Source organism: Streptosporangium sp. NPDC087985 (assembly GCF_044741965.1).
In the GTDB taxonomy this organism is placed as follows: Bacteria; Actinomycetota; Actinomycetes; order Streptosporangiales; family Streptosporangiaceae; genus Streptosporangium.
This window is the reverse complement of record NZ_JBIUTQ010000011.1, coordinates 33771-54757: the sequence shown is the minus strand read 5'-3', so window position 1 is coordinate 54757 and position 20987 is coordinate 33771. Positions and strand designations below refer to the sequence as shown.

The window sequence follows — 20987 nt, the reverse complement described above, 5'->3', positions numbered from 1 at the left end:
GCGCCACGGCCGGAGAACATTCTTCCGGGGGTCCGATCAACGTCCTCGCAGCGGGTCAGGTGACGGGCTCCTCCCAGGTGGCCTGCCAGGTGGCACGGTCCACGGCGCCGGTGGCGGACAGACCCACCTCCCGCTGGAAGGTGCGGCAGACCTGCCGCGACGCCTCGCCGTACATGCCGTCGACATCGATGCTCCAGCCGCGGTTCCTCATCTGCCCCTGCCAGGTACGGACATCCTCACCGGTCATGACCGGCGGATACGTGAGGACGCGGCCGGGGAAGGACGGGTGCGGTCCGGGCGGGTCGACGGGGCCGCCGCCGGGCCGGGGCGCGCCCCGTTTCACCCAGGCGTACAGCGGGGCGCCGGGGCAGTCGGTGGAGTAACCGTCCCGGTGGCCCTTGATCTCCTGGCCCGCGCCGCCCTTGGCCCGGAGATATTCGACGGCGTCGAGGATGCCGTGCAGGACGTCGTCGGTCGGCTGGGTGAAGCCGGACGAGCCGACCAGTCCGAGCACGGCGTAGTGACCGCTGTTGAGCCCGGCGCCGTTCGCCGCAGGGAGGTGGCCCGGCCCGCGGCCCTCGAACACTTTCTGGTGCGGACACGCGATCATGGTGTAGCCGATGTCCATCCAGCCATTACCGTCCATATGGTGGTTCTGAATGGATTTGACCAGGGCCACACATCTGGCGTGGTCGTTGACGATGTCGGGGCTGATCTGGCCGCCGGTGTAGTGGACTTTGACGCCCCTGGTGGAGGTGAGCCGGCTGTAGGGACCGCGCGGCTGACGAGCCCCCCACTCGCGACGGGTAACAAGATCGATGGCCACGAGACTTCTCCACGGTTCTGGTGATAAGGGCCTATCGGAGCGTAATGCGTGACACGTCTCCATATAGCGCGCTTTACCAACTGGTCTTTTATCGAATCATTGCGTAACGGCGCCCTGGTAATGGTCAAGCAGGAGAACAGCCATCCACTTTCCATAAAATAAACTGCTAAACCCACACAAAACATCCCCAGCGCCTCGGATCGGCGGTTCACCTGTCTGTGAGATCCGGCCTGCGGCACCCCAGCAGATCCGGCGATCACCACGGACACCTACCTATGCGGCAGATCGTTCCTACGGCTCAAAACCCACCCATGCCAGGCAGGCATGGATAATCTTGCCCTCATGGTCGCGACCCCCCTCACACCCGATGACCCGGACCGGCTCGGCGCGTTCAGGCTGGCCGGAAGGCTGGGTGAGGGCGGCCAGGGCATCGTCTACCTCGCGCACGCGCCCAACGGCGAACCGGTCGCGGTCAAGCTGCTGTTCCGGGCGGACCCGGAGTGGCGGACGCGGCTATCACGCGAGCTGTCGGCGCTGGAGAGCGTCGCGCCTTTCTGTACGGCGCGCGTGCTGACCGCCTCGGTGGACGGGTCCCAGCCCTATGTGGTGAGCGAGTTCGTGGACGGCCCCTCCCTCCAGGAGCGGATCCGGGAGCGCGGGCCGCTGCGGGGCGGGGAGCTGGAGCGGCTGGTGGTCGGCACGGCCACCGCCCTGGCGGCAATCCACTCCGCCGGGGTCGTGCACCGCGACTTCAAACCCGCCAACGTACTGCTCGGCCCGGACGGTCCCCGGGTGGTCGACTTCGGCATCGCCAGGGCGGAGAGCGCCTCCACGATGACCTCCGGCCTGATCGGCACCCCCGCCTACCTGTCCCCCGAGCAAATCGCCGGGTCCGCTGCCTCGGCCGCCTCCGACGTGTTCGCCTGGGCGGCCACCATGGTCTGCGCGGCGAGCGGCCGGTCGCCCTTCAGGGCCGACACCCTGCCCGCCGTACTGCACCGGATCCTCAGCCACCAGCCGGACCTGTCCGCGCTGCCCGCCAGGTTCGTCCCGCTCATCGCCGCCTGCCTGGACAAGGATCCCACCGGCCGTCCCACGGCCCGCGCCCTGATGAACAGTCTCGTGGATCCGGGCGGCCAGAGCCCGCCCTCCACCGAGGAGCCGGCCAGGACAGGCCGCCGGATCACCGCCCCTCCCGCCCCTGACCGGTACGGCCTGACCACCCAGGCCTCGGGATCGCGCCGCCGCGGGATCGTGACCGGCGCGGTCCTCGCGGGGGTGTCACTCGCGATCGCCACCGGAGTCGTCGGCTGGCTCGTCCTCGCCGACCGCCCGGCCACGACCATCCGGAACACGGCCGCGCAGACCGCGCCCGCCCAGATCACGGACTCTCCCGGCGCCCCCTCCACCACTCCGGAACCGGTCGAGACCGGAACGGTCCGGCCGCCCGCCGAGACCGGAGACCCCCGGCCGCCCGCGGGGGACGGCCGGAAGATCCCCGCCGCCTTCGCTGGAACCTGGGCGGGACACATCAAGCCCAGCATCGCGTTCGGCCTCAGGGAGCACGATGTGACCATCGCCCTCGTCGCCGGCAGAGGTTCCGGGACGTGGACGGAACCGACCTCGGGCTGCACCGCCGTCCTCGACCTCACCGGGGTCACCGGGACGGCACTCACCTTCGATCTGAAGCCGGACCGGCCCGACGACTGCGTCCCCGGCACGCTGACTCTTACCCGCAAGGGCAAGACCCTGTCCTATCACTGGGCCGACGGCCTCGGCTTCGGCACCTTCTACAGCGGTGACCTGGCCAGGGGCTGACCCGCGGGAACGACAACCCGGCCGCGCCCCGGAGATCAGGTCAACGGACCAGATCACCCTCACGGGCGACGATCCGGCCGGACTTGACGACCAGGGACCGGCGCGGACGCACGCACACGGCCTCGGCCGCGTTGCGGGCGTCGACCACCACCAGGTCGGCGTGGTCGCCCACGGCCAGGCCGTAGTCCCGCAGCGCGAGAGCGCGGGCGCCACCGTAGGTCGCGGCGTCCAGGGCGAGCTCGACGTCCTCGTCACGCGGGCCGGTGCCCTTGGCCTGGAACAGGGCGCGCTCCAGCATGTCGCCGGTGCCGAACGGACTCCACAGGTCGCGGACGCCGTCGTTGCCGAGCGTCATCGGGATCCCCGCCTCACGGAGCAGCCGTAGCGGCAGGACGCCCCTGCTCGGCGCGACCGAGGCCAGAGCGACTCCGGCCTCGGCCAGGCCCGCGATCAGCCTGTCCCGGGTGGCGGGGTCGGCGTCGCCGAGAGCGAAGCCGTGGCTGATGGTGACTTTGCCGCTCAGGCCGAGGACCCTGGTCCGCTCGATGATGAGCTCGAACTGCCAGGCGCCGAGCGTGCCACCGTCGTGCAGGTGGATGTCCACGCCCACGCCGTACCGCTCGGCCAGGGCGAACACGATGTCCAGGTGCCTGACCGGGTCCCGGTCCACCCCCGCCGGATCGAGGCCGCCGATCGACTCGACCCCGGCTCTGAGTGCCTCCTCCATCAGCGCCTCGGTGCCGGGACTGATCAGCATTCCGGCCTGCGGGAAGGCGACGAGCTCCACGGAGATCCGGCCACCGTGCCGCTCGACGGCGGTGCGGACCGCCTCGACCGAGCCCAGGCCGACCAGCGGGTCGACGTCCACGTGGGAGCGGACGTGCGTGGTGCCGCAGACGATCATGTTCTCCAGCAGCGCTGTCACGTAGTCGGCGTTGGGGATGCCGAACTCCGGCCGCCGCTCCTGGCCGTTGCGGATCTTGCCCATCAGGCCGGGAGCCGCGTCGTGCGGCACCCAAGGACCGCCCCACAGCGTCTTGTCCAGGTGGGCGTGGCCGTCGACGAAGCCGGGAAGCACGAGCTTGCCGCCCAGGTCCTCGACGTCGCCGCCGCCGGCACCGCCTTGGCCGGGCTCGCGGAGCTCGGCGATCCGCCCGTCCCGGATCAGCAGGTCGGCGGAGCCCTCGCGGCCCCAGATGCGGGCGTCACGCAGCAACAGCTCTGTCACGGTCTTTCCTTTCTCGTCCACGATGACGCCGCCGAGATTAGTGGTATACCGCCGCGACACCGTGGCAGCCAACGCCGGATTCCACTCCGAGATCGTGAGGATCTCCGGCAACGCGCTGCTCGACACGCTGATGCGCCCGCTCGACGCCCAGCTCCGGCGGCTGTTCCGGCTCACCTCCGACCGCGACCCCGGCCGGCAGTGCGCCGAACACGAGGAGCTCTACGCGGCGATCGCGGACGGCGACGCCGACCGGGCGGCCGACTGCGCGCTCCGCCACGTCGCCGACGGCCGCGAGCCAACCCTGGCGCTCGCCGAGCGGTGGACCGCCGACATCGACCCGCTCAAGGTGACCCACACCCGCCGCCGCCGACCTGCTCCCTGAGACCACCCGCCGCCACGGGTACGCACCGCGAGCTCCGGGGGACTCCTCCCTCCCCGTCAAGGGGACCTGAACTCGGGAGCATGAACAGAACCCGTGCGACGTGCGTCTAACACTTCATGAAACGATCCAACGGCGCCGGGCGTCTTACGGCTCTGTCAGCGGTGATGGCCGGCGCGCTGACGATGTCGATCGCATGCGGCCCATCCGTGTCCGCCGGCCAGAACCCCACATCGGCGGGGCCCGCCACCACCGCGGGAACGGCCGGCTCTCCGGTCGCGAGCGGCAGCGCCACGCGCTCGGACGCCACGAGCACGGGCTCGAAGGCCGCGGGCACCACTTCCACCACCACGGACGCGGCGGTCAAGCGCTGCCGGACCGGAGCGCTCGCGGCGCGCGTCGGCCCAGTGGACGCGGGAGCAGGTCAGCGGTACGCCCCCTTAGTGATCACCAACAGGTCCGCCCAGACCTGCTGGGTGTACGGCTTCGCCGGCCTGATCATGATCGACAGCAACAGCGACGCCCTGCGCACCAGGACACGCCGGGAGAAGATCCAGCCGCACCGGGTGACCCTGCGGCCAGGAGCAGGCGCTCACGCCAGGCTCCACTGGACCCAGGTGCCCACCGGCAGCGAGACCAGGTGCCCGTCCTCCGCGCGGCTGATGGTCATCCCGCCGGACGAGGTCGCGCACCTGGAGATCCCCTTCACGGCCACGGTCTGCGACGACGGCCGTCTCGACCTCACCCCGCTGTCACCGGGGACACACCTCTGAGACGGCCGGCACCGTCCTCGGCTCCGACGCGTCCGGCTCCCACCCGACTCCGCCAAGGAGAGTAGTCGGTGTGGCGCCGGCCGGTGTCAGCCGTCCAGTCGGGTTGCGATCCTCGCTTGAAGGTCACCAAGTGCCGATGTGCCCGCGTAGGGTGCGGTTTCTTCGAGTAGTTCCCGAAGCCGGTCCTGGACGCGTGTCGAGTCCACGAAGGCCATCAGCTCCAGTGCGGAGTTGGTGGCGGCGACGGCGCCGCCCGGGTCATGGGCGGCGAGGTGCGCCCGTGCCAGGCCGATCAAGTCGAAGGTTTTGCTGCGGATACGGCCCTCGGCCCGCAGAGTGATCGCCTGCTCGATCATGCTGATGGAGCGGGTCGCGTGGGTCGGCTCGCCTTGGCGGGCGGCGATCTGGTAGCACACGCCGAGGGTGGCGTAGTACTCGCCGGCGTCGAAGAAACCCACCCACGGCGGATCATCTGCGGGGATGCTGTGAGCGAAGGCGTCTTCGGCTAGGCCCGCCGCCCTGTCGAAGTCGGGGCGTCCCATGACAGCGTAGGAGCGGGCTTCGAGACTGTGCAGGATGGCCCGGATCGTCGGAGTGGCGGTGTTGCGGGCCCCGTACAGGGCCAGGTGGACGAGTTCGAGAGCGTCCTGGGGCCGATCCTGGTGGCCGGCTTGGCGGGCCATGCAGTTGAGCAGGTGCGCGCCGAGATTGGCATCACCTGCCTCTTTGGCGGAGCGCAGGCCCAGCAGGAAGTAGTGCTGGGCGGCGGTGTGCATACCGCAGTCGTGGCTCATCCAGCCGGCGACGCTGGCCAGCTCACCAACAGCGGCATACAACTTACGACCGACCTTCTCGGTGTAGGTGGCGTCCTTCAGCAGGGATGCCGCCCAGGTGAGTTGCCCGATCACCGCTTCGCGGGCCAGGCCGCCGCCGTGGAGGTTGTCCAGCTCGCGCAGGGCCGCGGTGACGGCGTGGATCTGCGTGACCTCGCGAAGCCCGATGCGGCCGTGGCTGTGGCCGGAGGGGATGTCGAGGGGGTCGGGGGTGGCGGTCGTCCAGGGCTGGACGGCTCGCAGCAGATCGTCGCCGGTGAGGATGGCAGCGCTGTGGTTGATGACGTCGCGGCGGCCAAGCATGAGGTCGCTCCTGGTGCAGTTGATGATCTCGGTGACCGTGTGTGTCGATACCCAGGGGGTACCCGGCCACGCGGTCACCGTCGCGGCGGGGTCGAGGCCGATGTGGGCGAGGGTGAGCTGCTGGCCGAGGTGGCGGCGGAGAACTTCCAGCAGAAGCTCAGGGACCGGGTCGCGGGGTCGTTCACCGTTCCGCCAGGCGCGTACGCGCCGGGCATCGGGACACACGTTCTTGTCACCGTTTGCCTGCGCTAGTTCCTGGATCTCCCGGGCCAGCCGGCAGTTGTTCAGGCCTGCCTGCTCTTGCCAGTAGATGAGGCTGTGGTTGCGATCGGGAGCGTCGTCACCGGTATGGCTCACGAGCTACCTCCTGGCATAGGGCAACCCCCGGCCAGGAGCGTAACCGCGTTCTTCGCGGCTGTCGTTGCCCGACAAGGATTCGCCTACTTTTCGCCTACCCCGCGACCAGGACACGCCCCCTCACGACGTCTTAGTGCCGCCCTGGGGTCGCCGGTGAAGACGGCCGATTCGCCGTCTTCACCGCCTACGCCCGCCAGAGGTTCTGTGAGCGGTGACAGCTCACACGGCGATTCCCCGAGGAGACAACCTTGGACGAGCTCGATGTTCTGGTGATCGCACCCCACCCTGATGACGAAGTGCTGGGGTGCGGTGGCAGCATCATCAACCACCTGGCGGCGGGCCGCCGCACCGGCGTGGCCTACCTGACCTCCGGTGAGCACGCCAGCCCCACCATTCCAGCGGACACGCTCGGGCCGTTGCGTGAGGACGAAGCCCGCGCGGCCACCGACATCCTGGGCGTGCCCGCCCACGACCTGGAGTTTTTGCGCATCGGCGACGGACGCATCTCGCCGGCTGAGCTGACGCAGATGGGCGCGGTGATGGAGCTACTGCGGCGCCGGCGTCCGCGGCTGCTGTACCTGCCGCACCCGCGCGAACCCTACGACCATCGGGCGGCGTTTGAGCTGTGCTGGCGGGCCGCCGGCATGGCGGGCAGCAGCAACTACCCGCAGCACGGGGTGAGGCCGCACTGGGTGGAGACGATCCTCGGCTACGAGGTGTGGACGCCGATCAGTCACCCGGAGTACGGCGAAGACATCACGCCCGTGCTCGACCAGCGCACTGCGGCGCTGGCTCAATACGGCTCGCAGAGCGCGGCTGCCAAGGGAGATGGGCAGGCCGACTACATCGGCCAGGCCGCCCGGTTCCTTCCCGGCTACCGGGGCGCGATGAGCGTGGGCGGCTACCGGGAGGCCTTCCAGGTGCTGCGGCTGGGCCGGGTGGTCGCATGAACGGGCGCCGGCTACTGGCCGGGGTGTGCTGGGCGGGCGTGGTGGCGGTGGCGGCACGTGGGGCGGCCGGGTCGTGGAACACCGCCCGGTCGCTGGCCTGGCTGACAGACAGGCAGACGAAGCCGGTCGGGGGTGGGGGACCGCTCCACGTAGTGGTGATCTTGCCGATGTTGCGTGAGCAGCGGATCATCGCCGACACGTTGGGCTACTTCGCCAAACTCGCCGAGTCGTGCCCGGCGGCGGTGTCGCTGGCAGTGGTGACCACCGCCCGGGAGCACGCCGAACGCGGCCGGTTTCCCGAGGCGCGCAGCACAAACGAGCTCGCCGCCGGCCTGGTGACTGAGCTGCGCGCCGCCGGGGTCGCGGCGCAGCACTACGACTACCCCGACCCCGGCGGGACGATGGCCCACCAGGTCAACTACGCCGCTCACGGCGAGATCCAACGCCTGAGGACAGCCGGTGTGCCGCAGGACCAGGTGTGGGTGGCGCTCTACAACGCCGACTCCCGCCCGCACCCGGACACCATCGCCGCCCTCGCCGCCCGGGTGAGCGGTGATGAGCGGGTACGGCTGGTGCAGCAGTCGGCGATCTTCACCGCCAACGTGCCGCGACTCCTGGCCCAGGGAAGGCTGGTGGCCGCCGGAGCGGGCCTGCTGCAAACCCGTTGGACGTTGGCCCGGGAGATCCCCCGGCTGCGCCGCCAGGCCCGCCACGCGCGCCGTGGCGGGCGGTGGCCGCATCTGGCGCACTGCGTCGGCCATGGCCTGTTCATCCGCGCTGACGAGTTCACCGCCCGTGGTGGCCTGCCGGTGGAGACGATGAACGAGGACCTGGCGTTCGGCTACCTCGCCTGCGCGGCCGGCACGCCGATCGAGGCGCTGCCGCTGCTGGAGCTGGCCGAAACCCCCGACTCGGTGGCCGCCCTGGTCCGCCAGGGACGGCAGTGGTTTTGGTCCTACCCGGAGTATCCGGCCTTCGCCAGACTGGCCGGCCGCCAAGGGCTCGGCACGCGGTGGCGGCGGGCCTGCCTGACGGTGCAGGGGCTGGCCCGGGGCGGGCTGTGGCTGGGCCAGTCGCCCGCCGTGGCCGCCGCGCTGGCGCTGCCGCTGCTGGATCGCCGCCGTGGTGCGGTCGCGGCGGCAGCCGCCGCGCTGACCCTGTACGCGGGGGTCCCGCTGGGGCTGATGGCCGCCCACCCTGCCACCCGTACCCATGTGCCCCGGAGCGCGCGGGCGCTGGTGGGGATGCTCGGCGCCGCCGTGGTGTCGAGCGCGGGCCCGTGGTGGTGCTGCGCCAGCGCCGCCGACCGGGCAGTGCGCGGCACGACGTACCGGCACGACAAGACGGAGCGCTGACATGACGACCCACTTCGACAGCAGCCTGGATGAAGCACTCGCCGCTCTTGCTGCCGGCCCGGACTTCACCCGCGCTCTGCACCACCCCGACCTGGACGGGTCGGTCAGCGCGGTGATCGCCACCTACAACCGGTGCCCGCACGACCCGGGCACCCGGCTGGCGGACAACCCGCTGGCCTGGGCGTTGGACAGCCTGCTCGCCCAGCACGGCACCGCCCTGGGCGAGGTCGTCGTGGTCGATGACGGCTCCACCGACCACACCCCCGCAGTTCTGCGCTGCTACCAGCGCAAAGCCGCCCGGGTGCCGGTGCGTGTCCTACGGCTCAGCGTGCGGCGCGGTGTGACGGCCGCCCGTAACGCCGGCCTGGGTGCCGCCCGGGGCCGGTGGGTGCTGTTCAGCGACGACGACTGTGTGTCTGCCCCCGACCAGGTGGCCGGGGCCGCGCACGTGATGGGGCGGCTTCAGCGTGAGGACCCGGCCGCCGCCGCGGTGATGCTGCCGTTCTACTACCGCGACATTCGGCCCCGCCACGTGGTCGCGGCCAGTGAGCTCGGCCGCCTGGAGGTGGGGCAGGCGCGGCTGTGGGCGGGTTTTCACGCCTGGCCGGGCGCCTACCTGCCAGATCCGCCGTTGCTGGCCGGCGGCCCCGTGGTGGCGCCGCTGCCGGTGCAGGTGATCGCCGGTACCGCGTTGATGGACGCTGCGGCGCTCGCGGCCATCGGCGGATGCGCCGACGCCTCCGCCTGGCGCAGCGCCTACCCCGAGCACCTGTACCTGTCGGCTGATCTGACCGACGCCGGCTACACCCTGTACCACTGCCCGGACCCGCGGTTGGGCGCGGCGCACCTGAAGTTCGGCGCCGCGGGCAGGTTCACCCCGCCCGGCCGGACCGGGGACGAGAACTTGCCCGGGGTGGGGCGCACCCTGGCGGAGCTGATCGACCTTGCCCGCCGCCCGGCCGACGACACCGGCAACCGGGTGCCGGACGAGCTGTTCCACCCGGAGATGGTGGGGAGCTTCTTCGCTTTTTGGGCGTGGCGCAGCCCGCAGGCGGGCCACAGGTGGGCGGTTCGAGTGTGGGAGGAGTTCGTCATCGACGGCCAGGTCTACTCCCAGACGGTCACGACGGTGCCGCCCCGGCCGGCCCGGCAGGAGGCGTGGCGGGAAGGGCTGGCGCGCGGCGCCCGGTTCCTGGCCGACACCCCGGCTCGGGGACTGCCGGACGGTCAGGTGCAGCACCTCCTCAACGAGGTGTGCGCGACGGTCGGCCAGCCGCCCATCACCGGCTGGTGAAGGTCTGCTCCATCAACTCCAGGTGGGTGCTCCACCACTCCAGCATGGCGCTGGCGGAGATGAACAGGTGATCGCAGGAGGTGTCGTGCCGCTCGTAATGCCAGTTCAATTGCCACAGGTCACACACCCGCTCCCACCACAGGCGGCGCACCGCGTGCAGGACCTGCTCGTCACTCACTGGGACGACAGCGCGGTAGGCGGCGACGAACGCCGCCGCCCGCTGCACATCCACAACACCGGTGGTGGCGTCGCTGAAGATCAGCGTGACCGAGCGGGCCAGCTCGTAGGCGTAGGCGCGGCGCCGGCCCATGCGGTCCCAGTCCAGCACCGCCACCACCTGCCCGTCACGCCACAGCAAGTTCAAAGCGTGGAAATCGCCGTGCACATACCCGGCCGGCTCCAGGTCGGCGCTGTCATCGGGGCGCAGGTGGCCCACGCTTTCCAGCAGCTCACGCCGGGCGTCGAGCTGGGTGCGGGCGGACTGGTCGAAGTCGTCCAGGTGGGGGCGCTCGCCGATCAACGCCTGGTAGCGGTCGATACCGGATTTGGCTTTGGCCCCCTCCGGTACCCGGTGCTGGATCGCACCCACCCCTTCGGGCAGCGCTTGGGCCAGGCCCGCGTGGATGCGGCCCAGCAGTTCGCCGACCTGGCGGCACTGCGCAAGGCTCCACCGGGTTCCGGGAAGGTGCTCGCCATCCACCCACGCGACGGCGGCGAACACCGCCTCCCCCAGGTGCAGCAGCGTCTGCCCGGCGGCCGTGCTCAGCGGAGCGGGAACCGGCAGTCCGGCCGCGGCCAGCACTGCCGTGGCGCGGTGCTGGAAGAGGGCTTGGTCGGCGCTGACATCCAGAACTTCCTTGACCGCGACGCTGACGGCACCGACATCGACGCGCCAGTTGCGGTTCATCAGCCCTTCGGCGATCGCCGTGATGCCGGTGGGAGCACCGAGCCCGAAGAATTCACACACCGTAGCCAGTACCCGCAGGTCAGGGGATGCGCTGACCGTCGACAGGCTGTTCACCACGGTTCCCTCCGGTCACGTCTTGGCTCACGCGGACCACAACGTATCAGCCGCATCTACTACGCACGAGGGAGATCAATCAATGCATTATGACGATCACCGAACGCCTCAGCGGGGCCGCGTCGTCGTGGTATTGGAGGGCCCCTGCTTCGCCGGGAAGACCACCCTGGCCGGGGCGCTCGCCGACCGGTTCGGCGCCACGATCGCACCAGAGTACGCCGACGTGGCCGCCCTCCCGTCGTTTCCGCCCTCTGATGAGGCGGCCGTGACGGCAGCGCTGGAGCACTTTCTGATGGTCGAGCACAGCCGGGCTGAGCGGGCTGCCGGCACGGTGGTGGTGTGCGACCGCGGCCCTCTGACCTTGATCGCGTTCGAGCATGCGATGGCGGCCCTGGCTGTCCCCCGCGACCCCATCCAGGCCGTCGAAATGTTCACCCAGGCGGCCGAGCGCGGCGGCATCCTCGTCCCGGACGGCTACGTCCACCTGACCATCACCCCCGAGCAGGCGGCGACGCGACAGCAGCGGCGCGGCCCGGTGGCCGCCCACCTGACCCACCCCCGAGTGCAGGCCCTCATGCGGGAGGTTTATGAGTTCTACCTGCGGCAGGTGCCGCCGCAGCGGTGCCTACCCCTGAACGGCGACCAGCCCTTGGCCGAGGTGGTGCAGGCGACGTCGGCCTTCCTGGACGGGCTGGCCGCCACCACCGCCCCACCGCCGCCGTCGTGGCGGTGCCTGCTGCCGCTCGTCACCGCAGCCACCAGCGGGCAGCGATGACCACCCTCCCCGCCACCTCCCAGGAGGCCGCCCTCCGGCAGCGGCTACACCGGTTATGCCCCGGCGTCGCCACCGAGGAGCCGACGATCCGGACCGAGACGAGCCTGCTGCTACCCGGCCGCCTTGGCGATCACCTGGCGGTGATCGCCAAACAGCCGACCGACCGGCGGCCGTTCTGGCTCCAGCGGTGCCAGCACGAGATCACCGTCTACCAGGCCCTGAAGACGGCCGGACCCCCGCCGGTTGCTTTCCCCGAACTGGTCGCCGCCGACCCCGAAACACCGATCGTGGTCTTGACCCGGCTGCCCGGCGGCGCACTCGGCCCGGACCGGTACCCGGCCGCCCCACCACCGCCCGAGCGGGTCGAACTGCTGCTCGCCGCCCTGGAGCGGATGCACGCCTGGCGGCCGACCGGCGGGGACTTCCCCGCCGACGACGACTACCCCGCCCAGTACGCCCACCTGGGTCTGCTGTTCACCCCCGATGATCTGGCATGCGTGGCCCGCCTGCACCACCAGGTCACGCAACGACTGACCGTACGGCTCGCTCACGGTGACGCCCACCTGGGCAACGCCCTGCTCCACGACGGCGCCGTGGCGCTCATCGACCTGGAGTTCACCGCCTGGCGGCCTCCCGGCTTCGACCAGGCCAAGCTGTGGGTACTGCTCGGAGACCACCCCCAGGCGCAGGCCCGTCTGCGAGACGGTATCCCCGCCGACCCGTGGCATCAGGCGGCGTTCTGGCTCGCCGCGGCGTTGATCTGCGGCCGGGAAATCCTCTCCCACCAACGCCAAGCCGCCCACCGTGAGCGCCGGGCCCGCCTCACCGCCGACCTGCGCACCAGCTTGCACGCACTCCACCGATCCCCCCTCGCCTGAGGAGCCCTGCCATGGATCTGCCCGTTGAGCCCGTCAGCGACTTCTACGGCTACGACCGCGGCACCCCCATCGACCGCCACTACATCGAGGCGTTCCTCGGCCAGCACGCCGATCGGATCGCCGGTCACGTCGCCGAGATCAAGGACGACACCTACGCGTGCCGTTTCGGCGCCGGACGCCCGCACACCACCACCGTGATCGACATCGACCCCGGCCAGCTCGATGCCCTCGACGACCCGCGCTTTCCCCTGCTGGCTTGCGCCGCCGCTTGTCTACCCACCCCCTGACCTACGGAAGGCACACCATGCCGCTCATCGCCCACGACGCGGTCGTCTTCGACTGCGACGGCACCCTCGTAGACACCGAAACGTCCTGGAACCGCGCCTACCACCACCTGTTCGACCACTACGGCGTCCCCCTCGACCCGTCCGCCCGCACCCGGCTGGTCGGCCTGCAACTGAGCGAGCTCGGCCACGCCCTGGCCGACCTCCTCGGCCACCCCGCCCCGCCCGAGCAGTTGGGCCGCACCATCTACGCCCTGGTGTGCGACAACGTCGGCACCGGCGTGAACGCCCGGCCCGGCGCGGTCGAGCTCGTCACCGCCCTGCACGGCACCCGGCCGCTGGCCATCGCCACCAACACCCCGATCGAAATCGTCACCGGCTACCTGGAGCGCATCGGCATCCGGGCGGCGTTCGACGTGGTCGTGGACTGCGTCACCGCAGGTGCGCCCAAACCGTCACCGGCCCCCTACCTGCACGCCTGCATGATGCTCGGGGTGGAGGCGGCCCGGTCCATCGCCGTGGAGGACTCCGCCACCGGTACGACCGCGGCACGAGCGGCTGGCATGTTCATCATCGGCGTGCCCTCCCACCGCGACCTGGCCCTGGATGCCGACCTGCGCGCCCTCAGCCTGCACGAACCGGCGGTATGGGAGGCACTCGGCGCCACCGGCAGCGTGTTCTCCCAGACGTGCGGCCGCTTCTGCGCGTAGACATCACCTCATGCACCCTCACCTGATTCTCATCCGGCACGGCCACGCCCACTCCAACGCGGCCGGCGTCGCTGGCGGCCCGAACGGCTGTGCCGGATTGACCGACCTCGGCATCTGGCAGGCCCACCAGCTCGCCGCGCACCTGGCCCAGCAGACCAGCGCCGGCCAAGCACCACCCGCCGTGTATGCCAGCCCGAGCCGGCGCGCCCGGCAGACCGCCGATATCGTCGCCGCTGCCCTCGACGTCGCCGTCACCGAAGTGCCGGACCTACGCGACCCGGACTTCGGCGACGGCGACGGCCGCCCCTGGGAAGAGATCCTCAGCGGATTCCCCGGTGACCCCTCGACCCGGTTGGACGAGCCGCTCCTACCGGGAGCCGAACCGTGGCCGGCGTATCTGCAACGCACCTGGGCGGCCCTGGACGTGATCGTCGGTACAGCACTGCCCGCCGTGGTCGTCGGTCACGCGGAGACCGTCAAAGCCGCGTTCCACCGTTTCCTCGGGTGGCCGCCGAACCAGCGTCTGCCGATCAAGGTCATGGTGGACAACACCGCCGTCACCCGCTGGCAGCTCATATCTGCGCGGATGGAAGGCGGCTTGCCCCGGTGGATGCTGCTCACCCATAACGACACCGCCCACCTCGCCGCGCGGGCACCTTTGACGCGGTGACCTGCTTCGGCTGGTGGGCGAGGGGTGTGGTGTCCCGCCCGGAGGATGAATCAAAGCGGGACACCACCGCGACCAGCCGGCTGGCTCACGACTCCTAAAGGTCCGATTGCTTTCACCGCTTTGGATCAAGCCGCGGGCAGCAGATGATCGGCGCCAGCACCGCCCGGTCCACCATCACCCGAGGGCCCCGCGTCCTCGGGTGAGCTCTTGGACCGCGGAGGAGAGGGAGGCCGTCACGAGGGCGCTCTCCGGCTCGTCAGGGGTGGAGCGCACGGTGTTCGAGCCGCCAAGATCTTGCTTGACATGTGTCGAAATTGCCGCGATCGAGACAGGGCGCCCGTCCATAGACATTCCGTACTTCCTGCCCATAACATCAAGCCTTCTTGGGGCAGCCTTTACTGTCCCTTGAACCTTACTTGGGGCCTTTTCCCGCCCCACGCTGATCGTTCGGGAAGGTTTGTCGATGTCTATACCGCGCCAGGTGACGGGCCTTGTGGCACCAACCGCTTTCCGTAGTCCGGGATCAGCACGCCGCAGCGCCGCGGCGCTGGGTCTCGCTGCCACCATGACCCTTACCGGGCTTGCCGTGAACTCGGCCCCCGCCGGCGCAGCCGTCCCCGTCGGACCGGTCTTCCAGAACGGCATGGCCCAGCCGGTGTTCTCGTCGAACCGCAACGACTGGATCCGCGAGGAAATGTGGATCGAGACCCCGATCGACAGCGACGGCGACGGACGCAACGACCGGGTGCACGCCGAGGTCACCCGGCTGAAGGAGACCGAGACGGCCGGCCTGAAGTCGCCCGTCGTGTACGAGGCCAGCCCCTACTACGCGGGCGGCAACCCGATCACGAACCACAACGTCGATCACGAGCTCCACCAGGCACTCCGCCCGGGCAAGGGCTGGTTGAACCGCGGTGGTTCGGCGAAGAACCCGGCGACCGACGAGCGGCTGGCCGCCGCCGGCGTGACCGACGCGGCCGACGCCGACGAGGCCGCGCCCGGCGCCGGCCCGCAGCCCGCCATCAGCACCAGCCACGAGTCCAACTGGCTGCCTCGCGGTTTCGCGGTGGTCCACGCCGAGTCGCTGGGCAGCGGCAAGTCCGACGGCTGTCCGACCACCGGTGGGCGCAACGAGACCATCGGCGCGAAAGCGGTCGTCGACTGGCTGAACGGTCGCGCGAAGGCCTACGACGCCACCGGCAAGGAAGTCAATGCCACGTGGACGACCGGCAAGGTCGGCATGATCGGCACCTCGTACAACGGCACCCTGCCCAACGCGGTCGCGAGCACCGGTGTCGAGGGTCTCGAGGCCATCGTGCCGATCTCGGCGATCTCGAGCTGGTACGACTACTACCGCGCGAACGGCGCCGTCCTCGCCCCGGGCGGCTACCAGGGCGAGGACGCCGACGTGCTCGCGGACTACGTCTACACCCGCGCGGACAAGCAGGTCTGCCGCGGTGTCATCGAGGAGCTCGCGAAGGCGCAGGACCGGGTCACCGGCGACTACAGCGCCTTCTGGGACGAGCGCAACTACATGAACGACGTCGACAAGGTCCACGCCGCGGTGCTGGTCGCGCACGGGCTCAACGACTGGAACGTCAAGACCAAGCACGCCGCGCAGTGGTACGAAGCGCTCAAGGCGCGCGGGGTGCCGCACAAGATCTATCTGCACCAGGGCGGGCACGGCGGCTCCCCCAGCGTCGACGTGCTCAACCGCTGGTTCACCCGCTACCTGTGGAGCCAGGAGAACGGCGTGGAGAACGACCAGCGGGCGCTGGTCCAGCGCGAGGACAGGACGCTGGTGGAATACCCCGAGTGGCCTGAGCCGGCTGCGGCGAACACCGAGCTCAACCTGGCGCCCGGCACGGACGGCACCGCCGGTGTCCTCACCGGCGACAAGACCCGCGTGGGCAAGCCGGTGACCGAGACGATCGTCGACGACGCGTCGAAGCGGGCGCAGACCCTCGCCGACGCCGCGACGTCGCCCAACCGCCTGGCCTACAAGTCGGGGACGCTGACCGGTGCGGTCCGGCTCAGCGGCACGCCGCTGGTGTCGCTGCGGATGTCCTTCGGCCAGCCGGCCGCGAACGTCACGGCGCTGCTCGTCGACTACGACCAGAACGGCAAGGCGAAGATCATCACCCGCGGCTGGACAGATCCGCAGAACCGCAAGTCGATCTCCAAGACCGAGCCGGTCAAGCCGGGCAGCCCGTACCGCCTCGACTTCGACATGCAGCCGCATGACTACGTGTTCGCGGCGGGACACCGCATCGGCATCGTGCTGCTGTCGAGCGACTACGAGTACACCATCCGGCCCACCCCCGGCGCGACGCTGCACCTCGACACGACGAAGAGCACGGTCATGCTGCCGCTCGTCGGCGGAGCGGCCGCGTTCACCGCGGCGAACGGCTGACCCGGCGGTTCTGACCCTTTTTCGCCATGCCGTTAGCACTGTCCGGGGACGTCCCGCGCGGACGTCCCCGGACGGTGCTACCGCGTTGTGCAGACGGTTCCGTTGATGGTGAAGACGGCGGGGAGGATGTTCGGGCCGCTGTAGTTACCGACGAAGCCGATCGTGGTCGACGCGCCGGTGGGCAGCGAACCGTTGCCGGGCTCGTTGACGACCTTGACGTTCGAGCCGTTCTGCGTCCAGACGGCGCTCCAGCCGCTGCCCAGGCTCTGCCACGTCCTGGGCCAGCTGAAGTTCAGGGTCCAGCCGTTGATCGGCGCGCCGTTGTTGGTGATGTCGATGGCGCCGACGTAGCCGTTACCCCAGTCGGACTGGTCGGTCAGCCGTACCGTGCAGGAACTGGAGGCGGGCGTGCCGGTCGTGAACGTGAGAGGCGGGGAGGCCGGCGAGACGCCGCCGCCGCTGTCCCGCGCGATCACGTTGACCGTGTAGCGCGTGCCCGGCTTGAGGTTGTTGACGGTGAAGGAGTTGCCGACGGCCTCGCCGAGCTGTTCACCGACGGCTCCGTTGTGGCGATAGACCTCGTACTTCACGATCGGACGCGTCCCGGCGGAGGCGGCGGGCCAGGAGATCGTGGCGGTCCTGTCCGTCACGTTCGAGGCCGTCGGCTGCCCCGGCGCGCCCGGCAGCCCTGTCTGAGCCGAGGTGGGATGCACCACGATCGTGGTCAGCGACAGCGGCGGCAGCGTCCGGCTGGTCGCGCTCCCCGAGGTCGAGCTGGTGATGTCGGTGGCGCCGTTGGTGTGGGTCAGCACAGTCGGCGCCCCGGAGGCCGGGCTGAAGCCGGAATAGCCGATCGTGACCGGGAAGGACGTGTCGGGCGAGGTGTTGATCAACAGGACCGCCAGGTCGCCGTTGGGGCGGCGGACGGCGTGCGCGCTGACCTTCGCCTGGTCGGTGGCGGCCCGGATGAACTGGTCGCCGGGACGGGCGAACCTGCTCGTCATCCGCAGCGCGTAGTACGGCGCGAAGGGCGTGTTCACCGACGGTTCGCACACGCTGCCGTCGGAGGTGCACGCCGCGGTCGACAGCAGGCCGAAATCGCCGTAGTCGGTCTGTCCCTCGACCTGTGTGACATTGCCGATGCCGTTGTGCACGTTCCACCAGTCGACCGTGAACACCCCGTTCGCGAGCAGCGTCGCGTAGGCGTCGGCGGCGGCGAGCGCACCGGGCTGGGTGTTCGTGCCGTTGCTGCTGGTCCCGGTGTTGAACTCGGTCATCGAAATGCCGATCCGTTCCGATCCGGGCCCCGCGTACTCGTTGATCTGCCGGTGGGTGAGATAGATCATGTCGGAGACATGGCCGGCCTTGTCGAAGGCGCCGGGATACCAGTGCAGGATCACAAAGTCGATTTTCGGTCCGGCGATCGACAGGACCACCTTGTTCCAGGTTCCGTCGTCGCCGCCGGCGACCAGCCCGTCAGGCCAGTCGCCGGCCGTGGTCAGCACCGCGCCGACCTTGATGGTCGGATCCACCGCCTTCATCGCCTTGGCGTAGGCGACGACGTTGCGGGCGTACTCGGCCGGGCTCTTGTCGGCGTGGTCGTCCGCCTCCCAGGGGTCGCCGTAGTGGCCGTTGCCGTAGTTCTCGTTGCCGATCTCCCAGTACTTGACGCCGTACCCCTTGGTGACGTTGGCGTAGCGGACCCAGGCGGCGGCCTCGGCGGCGGTACCGGTGCCGTAGTTGGCGGTCACCATCGCCTGCGCTCCGGTACGCCGCGCGCCACGCATGAAGGTGTCGAAGTCGGTGTTGGGAGCCACGTAGCCGCCGGGAGCGGTGTGGTCGGCCCAGTGATAGATGTCGGAGTAGGAGCCGCCGGGATAGCGCAGCAGCTTCACACCCGCGTCTTTGAGCCGATCCGCGGTCTCGTCGGTGCCCAGATGGCTGTCCCAGATCGCATGGTTGGTGCCGATGCCGGTTTCGGGAACGGTGGCGAGTGCGGCGCGTGCGTTGACGGTCACCGCGACCGGAGTGACATCGGCGGCGTAGGCGGTGGGAACGTTCAGTGCGGCCAGCGTCAGCAGGACGGCGGACGCGATCCGTAACGGGACTTTGGGCATCAGCACACCTCGTCATGGGTAGCGGCATTCAGTCGACGCCCCCTCCTGACCAGGGAGGCACCATGATCCTGTGGGCTGGCGCCACGCGCGTCAACCGGCGGTGAAAGTTTCACTCCTTCGTGATCGCGCCGTCTTCACCGTGCCGGTTTGGTCCAGGTGAGGGAGTAGCGCCAGAGCAGATGCCGCCGGTATCGCACCCCTGGAAGCGTCTCCTCGGCGATGCGGCGCATTCCGGCGTAGGTCTCCGGCGGCGGCCAGACCATCGGGGCCGAGTGCTCCCAGTAGGTCCTGGTCAGCTTGTACAGCCGGGTTCCGAGGACGGCGGCGACCTCCCAGGGAAGATCAGCGGGGAGCCGGCTGCAGGCGAGCCCGACGACGACGAGCGTCCCGCCGGGACGGAGAAGCTCGCGCATCCGACCGAGTGCCGTGGCCGCGTCCATGTGGTGGAGCGTCGCGACCGAGACGACGGCGTCGAACGAGGCGGGCTCGAAGGGATGAGTGAGGAAGTCACCGAGAAGGTAGTCGATGTCGGAAGCGTCGTCATGCCGCCGGGCGAGATCGATGCTCGGCCCGTCGAGATCGATGGCGGAGACGTGCCCGGCGACCCGGCGTAGCTCGCGGGTCAGCATTCCCTCCCCGCAGCCGACGTCGAGCGCCCGCCCACACCCGGCCGGAACGGCACGCAGAATCACCGGGTGGTAGTGAATGTTGTGGTTCCACCGCTCGATCTCCACCGTCATGGCACAAGATCCTCGCACGGCTCCGGGGGGCCATGCGCGTTCACAACCCCGCGCCGGACGGGGCCGATCCCGGCGGCCCGCTCGCAGCGGATACGTAAACTGTCCGATGCGCCGTTTCCGGCCTGAAACCACAATCAGTCGGGTGGTCACCCCGTCGCCTGCCGAGCCGAGTCGCGTCGTCCTTCACCGGTGGACGGGCGTGGAACCGACGGAGAACGGGCTGGCCGACTACCGCGATCCGTTCGGCGGCGCCGCCAGGACCTGGGAGTACACCCGCTGGACCAGCGAGGAGAGGGCCATCGGGTTCCCCGCGACCGAGCTGGTGCCGTCGTGGACGGCGAGCACCCCGCCGGGGACCTGGCTGGAGGTCGGGCTGCGGGCCCGCACGCTCTCCGGCGACCTCACCAAGTGGTACGTGATGGGTCGCTGGGCCGAGAGCGACCGCGACATCCGCCGGACCTCGCTGCCCGGTCAGGGCGACGGGGACGGCGACGTCGCGGTGGACACCTACGTGGCCACCGTGCCGGTCGTCGCCTACCGGCTCAGGTTCACGCTGTACGGCGTGGGCGCGCGGGTCCACCGGGCCGGGGTGTTGGCCTCGGCGGTGCCCTCGCGGTCGGCGGTGCCGGTGAGCCCTCCCGGCGAGGCCGGGGGCGTCGAGCTGGACGTGCCGCGCCACTCGCAGAAGGTCCACACGGGACACTTCCCCGAGTGGGACGGCGGCGGGGAGAACTGGTGCGCCCCGGCCTCGACGAGCATGGTGCTCGCCTACTGGGGGCGCGGCCCACGGCCGGACGACCTGTCCTGGGTCACGCCGGGAGACCCGTGCCCGGCCGTGGACCACGCCGCCCGGCACATGTACGACCACAGCTACCAGGGCACCGGGAACTGGCCGTTCGGCATCGCCTACGCCGGCCGGTACGGCCTGGAGGGGTTCGTCACCCGGCTGCGCTCGCTCACCGAGCTGGAGCGTTTCGTCCGCGCCGGGATCCCGGTGATCACCTCGCAGTCGTTCCGGGATCACGAGCTCCCCGGCTCGGGATACTCCACCGGCGGTCACATCATGGTCGTCGTCGGCTTCACCGCGGACGGTGACGTCATCGCCAACGACCCCGCCGCGCCGGACGACGACGCGGTGCGGCGGATCTACCCTCGGGCCGCGTTCGAGAACGTCTGGCTCCGCGGTTCCGGCAGCGGGGGGATCGTGCACGTCGTCCACCCGTCCGGCCATGTCCTGCCCCCTTCCGACGGCAACTGGTGACC

The 20987-nt window shown here is 70.3% G+C and carries 19 protein-coding genes; 13 read left to right on the top strand and 6 right to left on the bottom strand.

Going from position 1 to position 20987, the window contains the following annotated elements:
* Positions 1-55: 55 nt before the first annotated feature.
* Positions 56-826: an N-acetylmuramoyl-L-alanine amidase gene (locus ACIN94_RS20565; RefSeq protein ID WP_400708238.1), complete on the bottom strand. Its 771-nt coding sequence runs from the start codon at positions 824-826 to the stop codon at positions 56-58.
* 342 nt (positions 827-1168) lie between these two features.
* Here ACIN94_RS20565 and ACIN94_RS20560 point away from each other — a divergent pair, with 342 nt between their 5' ends.
* The gene (locus ACIN94_RS20560) at positions 1169-2644 is read left to right on the top strand and encodes a protein kinase (protein WP_400708236.1); all 1476 of its coding nucleotides are present in this window, start codon (positions 1169-1171) and stop codon (positions 2642-2644) included.
* Positions 2645-2684: 40 nt separating this feature from the next.
* Here ACIN94_RS20560 and ACIN94_RS20555 read toward each other — a convergent pair whose 3' ends face one another.
* On the bottom strand, positions 2685-3872 hold the full coding sequence (locus tag ACIN94_RS20555; RefSeq protein WP_400708234.1) for an amidohydrolase: 1188 nt from the start codon (positions 3870-3872) through the stop codon (positions 2685-2687).
* Between the two features lie 61 nt (positions 3873-3933).
* On the opposite strand from ACIN94_RS20555, the gene ACIN94_RS20550 reads away from it, so the two are divergent.
* Both ACIN94_RS20550 and ACIN94_RS20545 read left to right on the top strand, forming a co-directional pair.
* Positions 3934-4254 carry an FCD domain-containing protein gene (locus tag ACIN94_RS20550; RefSeq protein WP_400708232.1) on the top strand — a complete coding sequence of 107 codons (321 nt, stop codon included), beginning with the start codon at positions 3934-3936 and terminating at the stop codon, positions 4252-4254.
* A 116-nt stretch (positions 4255-4370) separates the two neighbouring features.
* Positions 4371-5024: a DUF4232 domain-containing protein gene (locus ACIN94_RS20545; protein WP_400708230.1), complete on the top strand. Its 654-nt coding sequence runs from the start codon at positions 4371-4373 to the stop codon at positions 5022-5024.
* A gap of 86 nt (positions 5025-5110) precedes the next feature.
* Here the strand turns inward: ACIN94_RS20545 and ACIN94_RS20540 are convergent, their stop codons facing one another.
* A complete protein-coding gene (locus ACIN94_RS20540; RefSeq protein WP_400708228.1) occupies positions 5111-6517 on the bottom strand; it encodes a hypothetical protein in 1407 nt (468 codons plus the stop codon).
* A gap of 248 nt (positions 6518-6765) precedes the next feature.
* Here ACIN94_RS20540 and ACIN94_RS20535 point away from each other — a divergent pair, with 248 nt between their 5' ends.
* Genes ACIN94_RS20535 through ACIN94_RS20525 form a run of 3 tightly spaced genes read left to right on the top strand, consistent with a single transcriptional unit; the run spans position 6766 to position 10116 of the window.
* The gene (locus tag ACIN94_RS20535) at positions 6766-7467 is read left to right on the top strand and encodes a PIG-L deacetylase family protein (RefSeq protein WP_400708226.1); all 702 of its coding nucleotides are present in this window, start codon (positions 6766-6768) and stop codon (positions 7465-7467) included.
* Positions 7464-8822 carry a glycosyltransferase family 2 protein gene (locus ACIN94_RS20530; protein WP_400708224.1) on the top strand — a complete coding sequence of 453 codons (1359 nt, stop codon included), beginning with the start codon at positions 7464-7466 and terminating at the stop codon, positions 8820-8822. The genes ACIN94_RS20535 and ACIN94_RS20530 overlap by 4 nt, the downstream gene beginning before the upstream one ends.
* Before the next feature lies 1 nt (position 8823).
* Complete coding sequence (locus ACIN94_RS20525) at positions 8824-10116, top strand: glycosyltransferase family 2 protein (RefSeq protein WP_400708222.1); 1293 nt, start codon at positions 8824-8826, stop codon at positions 10114-10116.
* On the opposite strand, the gene ACIN94_RS20520 is transcribed toward ACIN94_RS20525, so the two are convergent.
* Complete coding sequence (locus tag ACIN94_RS20520; RefSeq protein WP_400708220.1) at positions 10103-11137, bottom strand: phosphotransferase enzyme family protein; 1035 nt, start codon at positions 11135-11137, stop codon at positions 10103-10105. The two genes, ACIN94_RS20525 and ACIN94_RS20520, sit on opposite strands and share 14 nt — an antisense overlap.
* Before the next feature lie 82 nt (positions 11138-11219).
* Between ACIN94_RS20520 and ACIN94_RS20515 the strand changes: the two genes are divergently transcribed.
* From ACIN94_RS20515 to ACIN94_RS20490, 6 genes are all read left to right on the top strand, one after another.
* Positions 11220-11912, top strand: coding sequence for an AAA family ATPase (locus ACIN94_RS20515; protein ID WP_400708218.1), 693 nt, complete (start codon positions 11220-11222; stop codon positions 11910-11912).
* On the top strand, positions 11909-12790 hold the full coding sequence (locus ACIN94_RS20510) for a phosphotransferase (RefSeq protein WP_400708216.1): 882 nt from the start codon (positions 11909-11911) through the stop codon (positions 12788-12790). Before ACIN94_RS20515 ends, ACIN94_RS20510 begins: the two co-directional genes overlap by 4 nt.
* 11 nt (positions 12791-12801) lie before the next feature.
* Positions 12802-13077: a hypothetical protein gene (locus ACIN94_RS20505; RefSeq protein WP_400708214.1), complete on the top strand. Its 276-nt coding sequence runs from the start codon at positions 12802-12804 to the stop codon at positions 13075-13077.
* Between the two features lie 17 nt (positions 13078-13094).
* Positions 13095-13784: an HAD family hydrolase gene (locus ACIN94_RS20500; protein WP_400708212.1), complete on the top strand. Its 690-nt coding sequence runs from the start codon at positions 13095-13097 to the stop codon at positions 13782-13784.
* A gap of 10 nt (positions 13785-13794) precedes the next feature.
* Positions 13795-14454, top strand: a complete 660-nt coding sequence (locus ACIN94_RS20495) for a histidine phosphatase family protein (protein ID WP_400708210.1) — start codon at positions 13795-13797, stop codon at positions 14452-14454.
* A gap of 565 nt (positions 14455-15019) precedes the next feature.
* Positions 15020-16867, top strand: coding sequence for a Xaa-Pro dipeptidyl-peptidase (locus tag ACIN94_RS20490; RefSeq protein WP_400708208.1), 1848 nt, complete (start codon positions 15020-15022; stop codon positions 16865-16867).
* Between the two features lie 77 nt (positions 16868-16944).
* Here the strand turns inward: ACIN94_RS20490 and ACIN94_RS20485 are convergent, their stop codons facing one another.
* Positions 16945-18984 (bottom strand): cellulose binding domain-containing protein, encoded by a 2040-nt coding sequence (locus ACIN94_RS20485; RefSeq protein WP_400708206.1) that lies wholly within the window; start codon positions 18982-18984, stop codon positions 16945-16947.
* 134 nt (positions 18985-19118) lie between these two features.
* Positions 19119-19724 (bottom strand): class I SAM-dependent methyltransferase, encoded by a 606-nt coding sequence (locus ACIN94_RS20480; protein WP_400708204.1) that lies wholly within the window; start codon positions 19722-19724, stop codon positions 19119-19121.
* Positions 19725-19923: 199 nt separating this feature from the next.
* Here ACIN94_RS20480 and ACIN94_RS20475 point away from each other — a divergent pair, with 199 nt between their 5' ends.
* Positions 19924-20985 (top strand): C39 family peptidase, encoded by a 1062-nt coding sequence (locus tag ACIN94_RS20475; RefSeq protein ID WP_400708202.1) that lies wholly within the window; start codon positions 19924-19926, stop codon positions 20983-20985.
* The last annotated feature ends 2 nt before the right edge of the window (positions 20986-20987 follow it).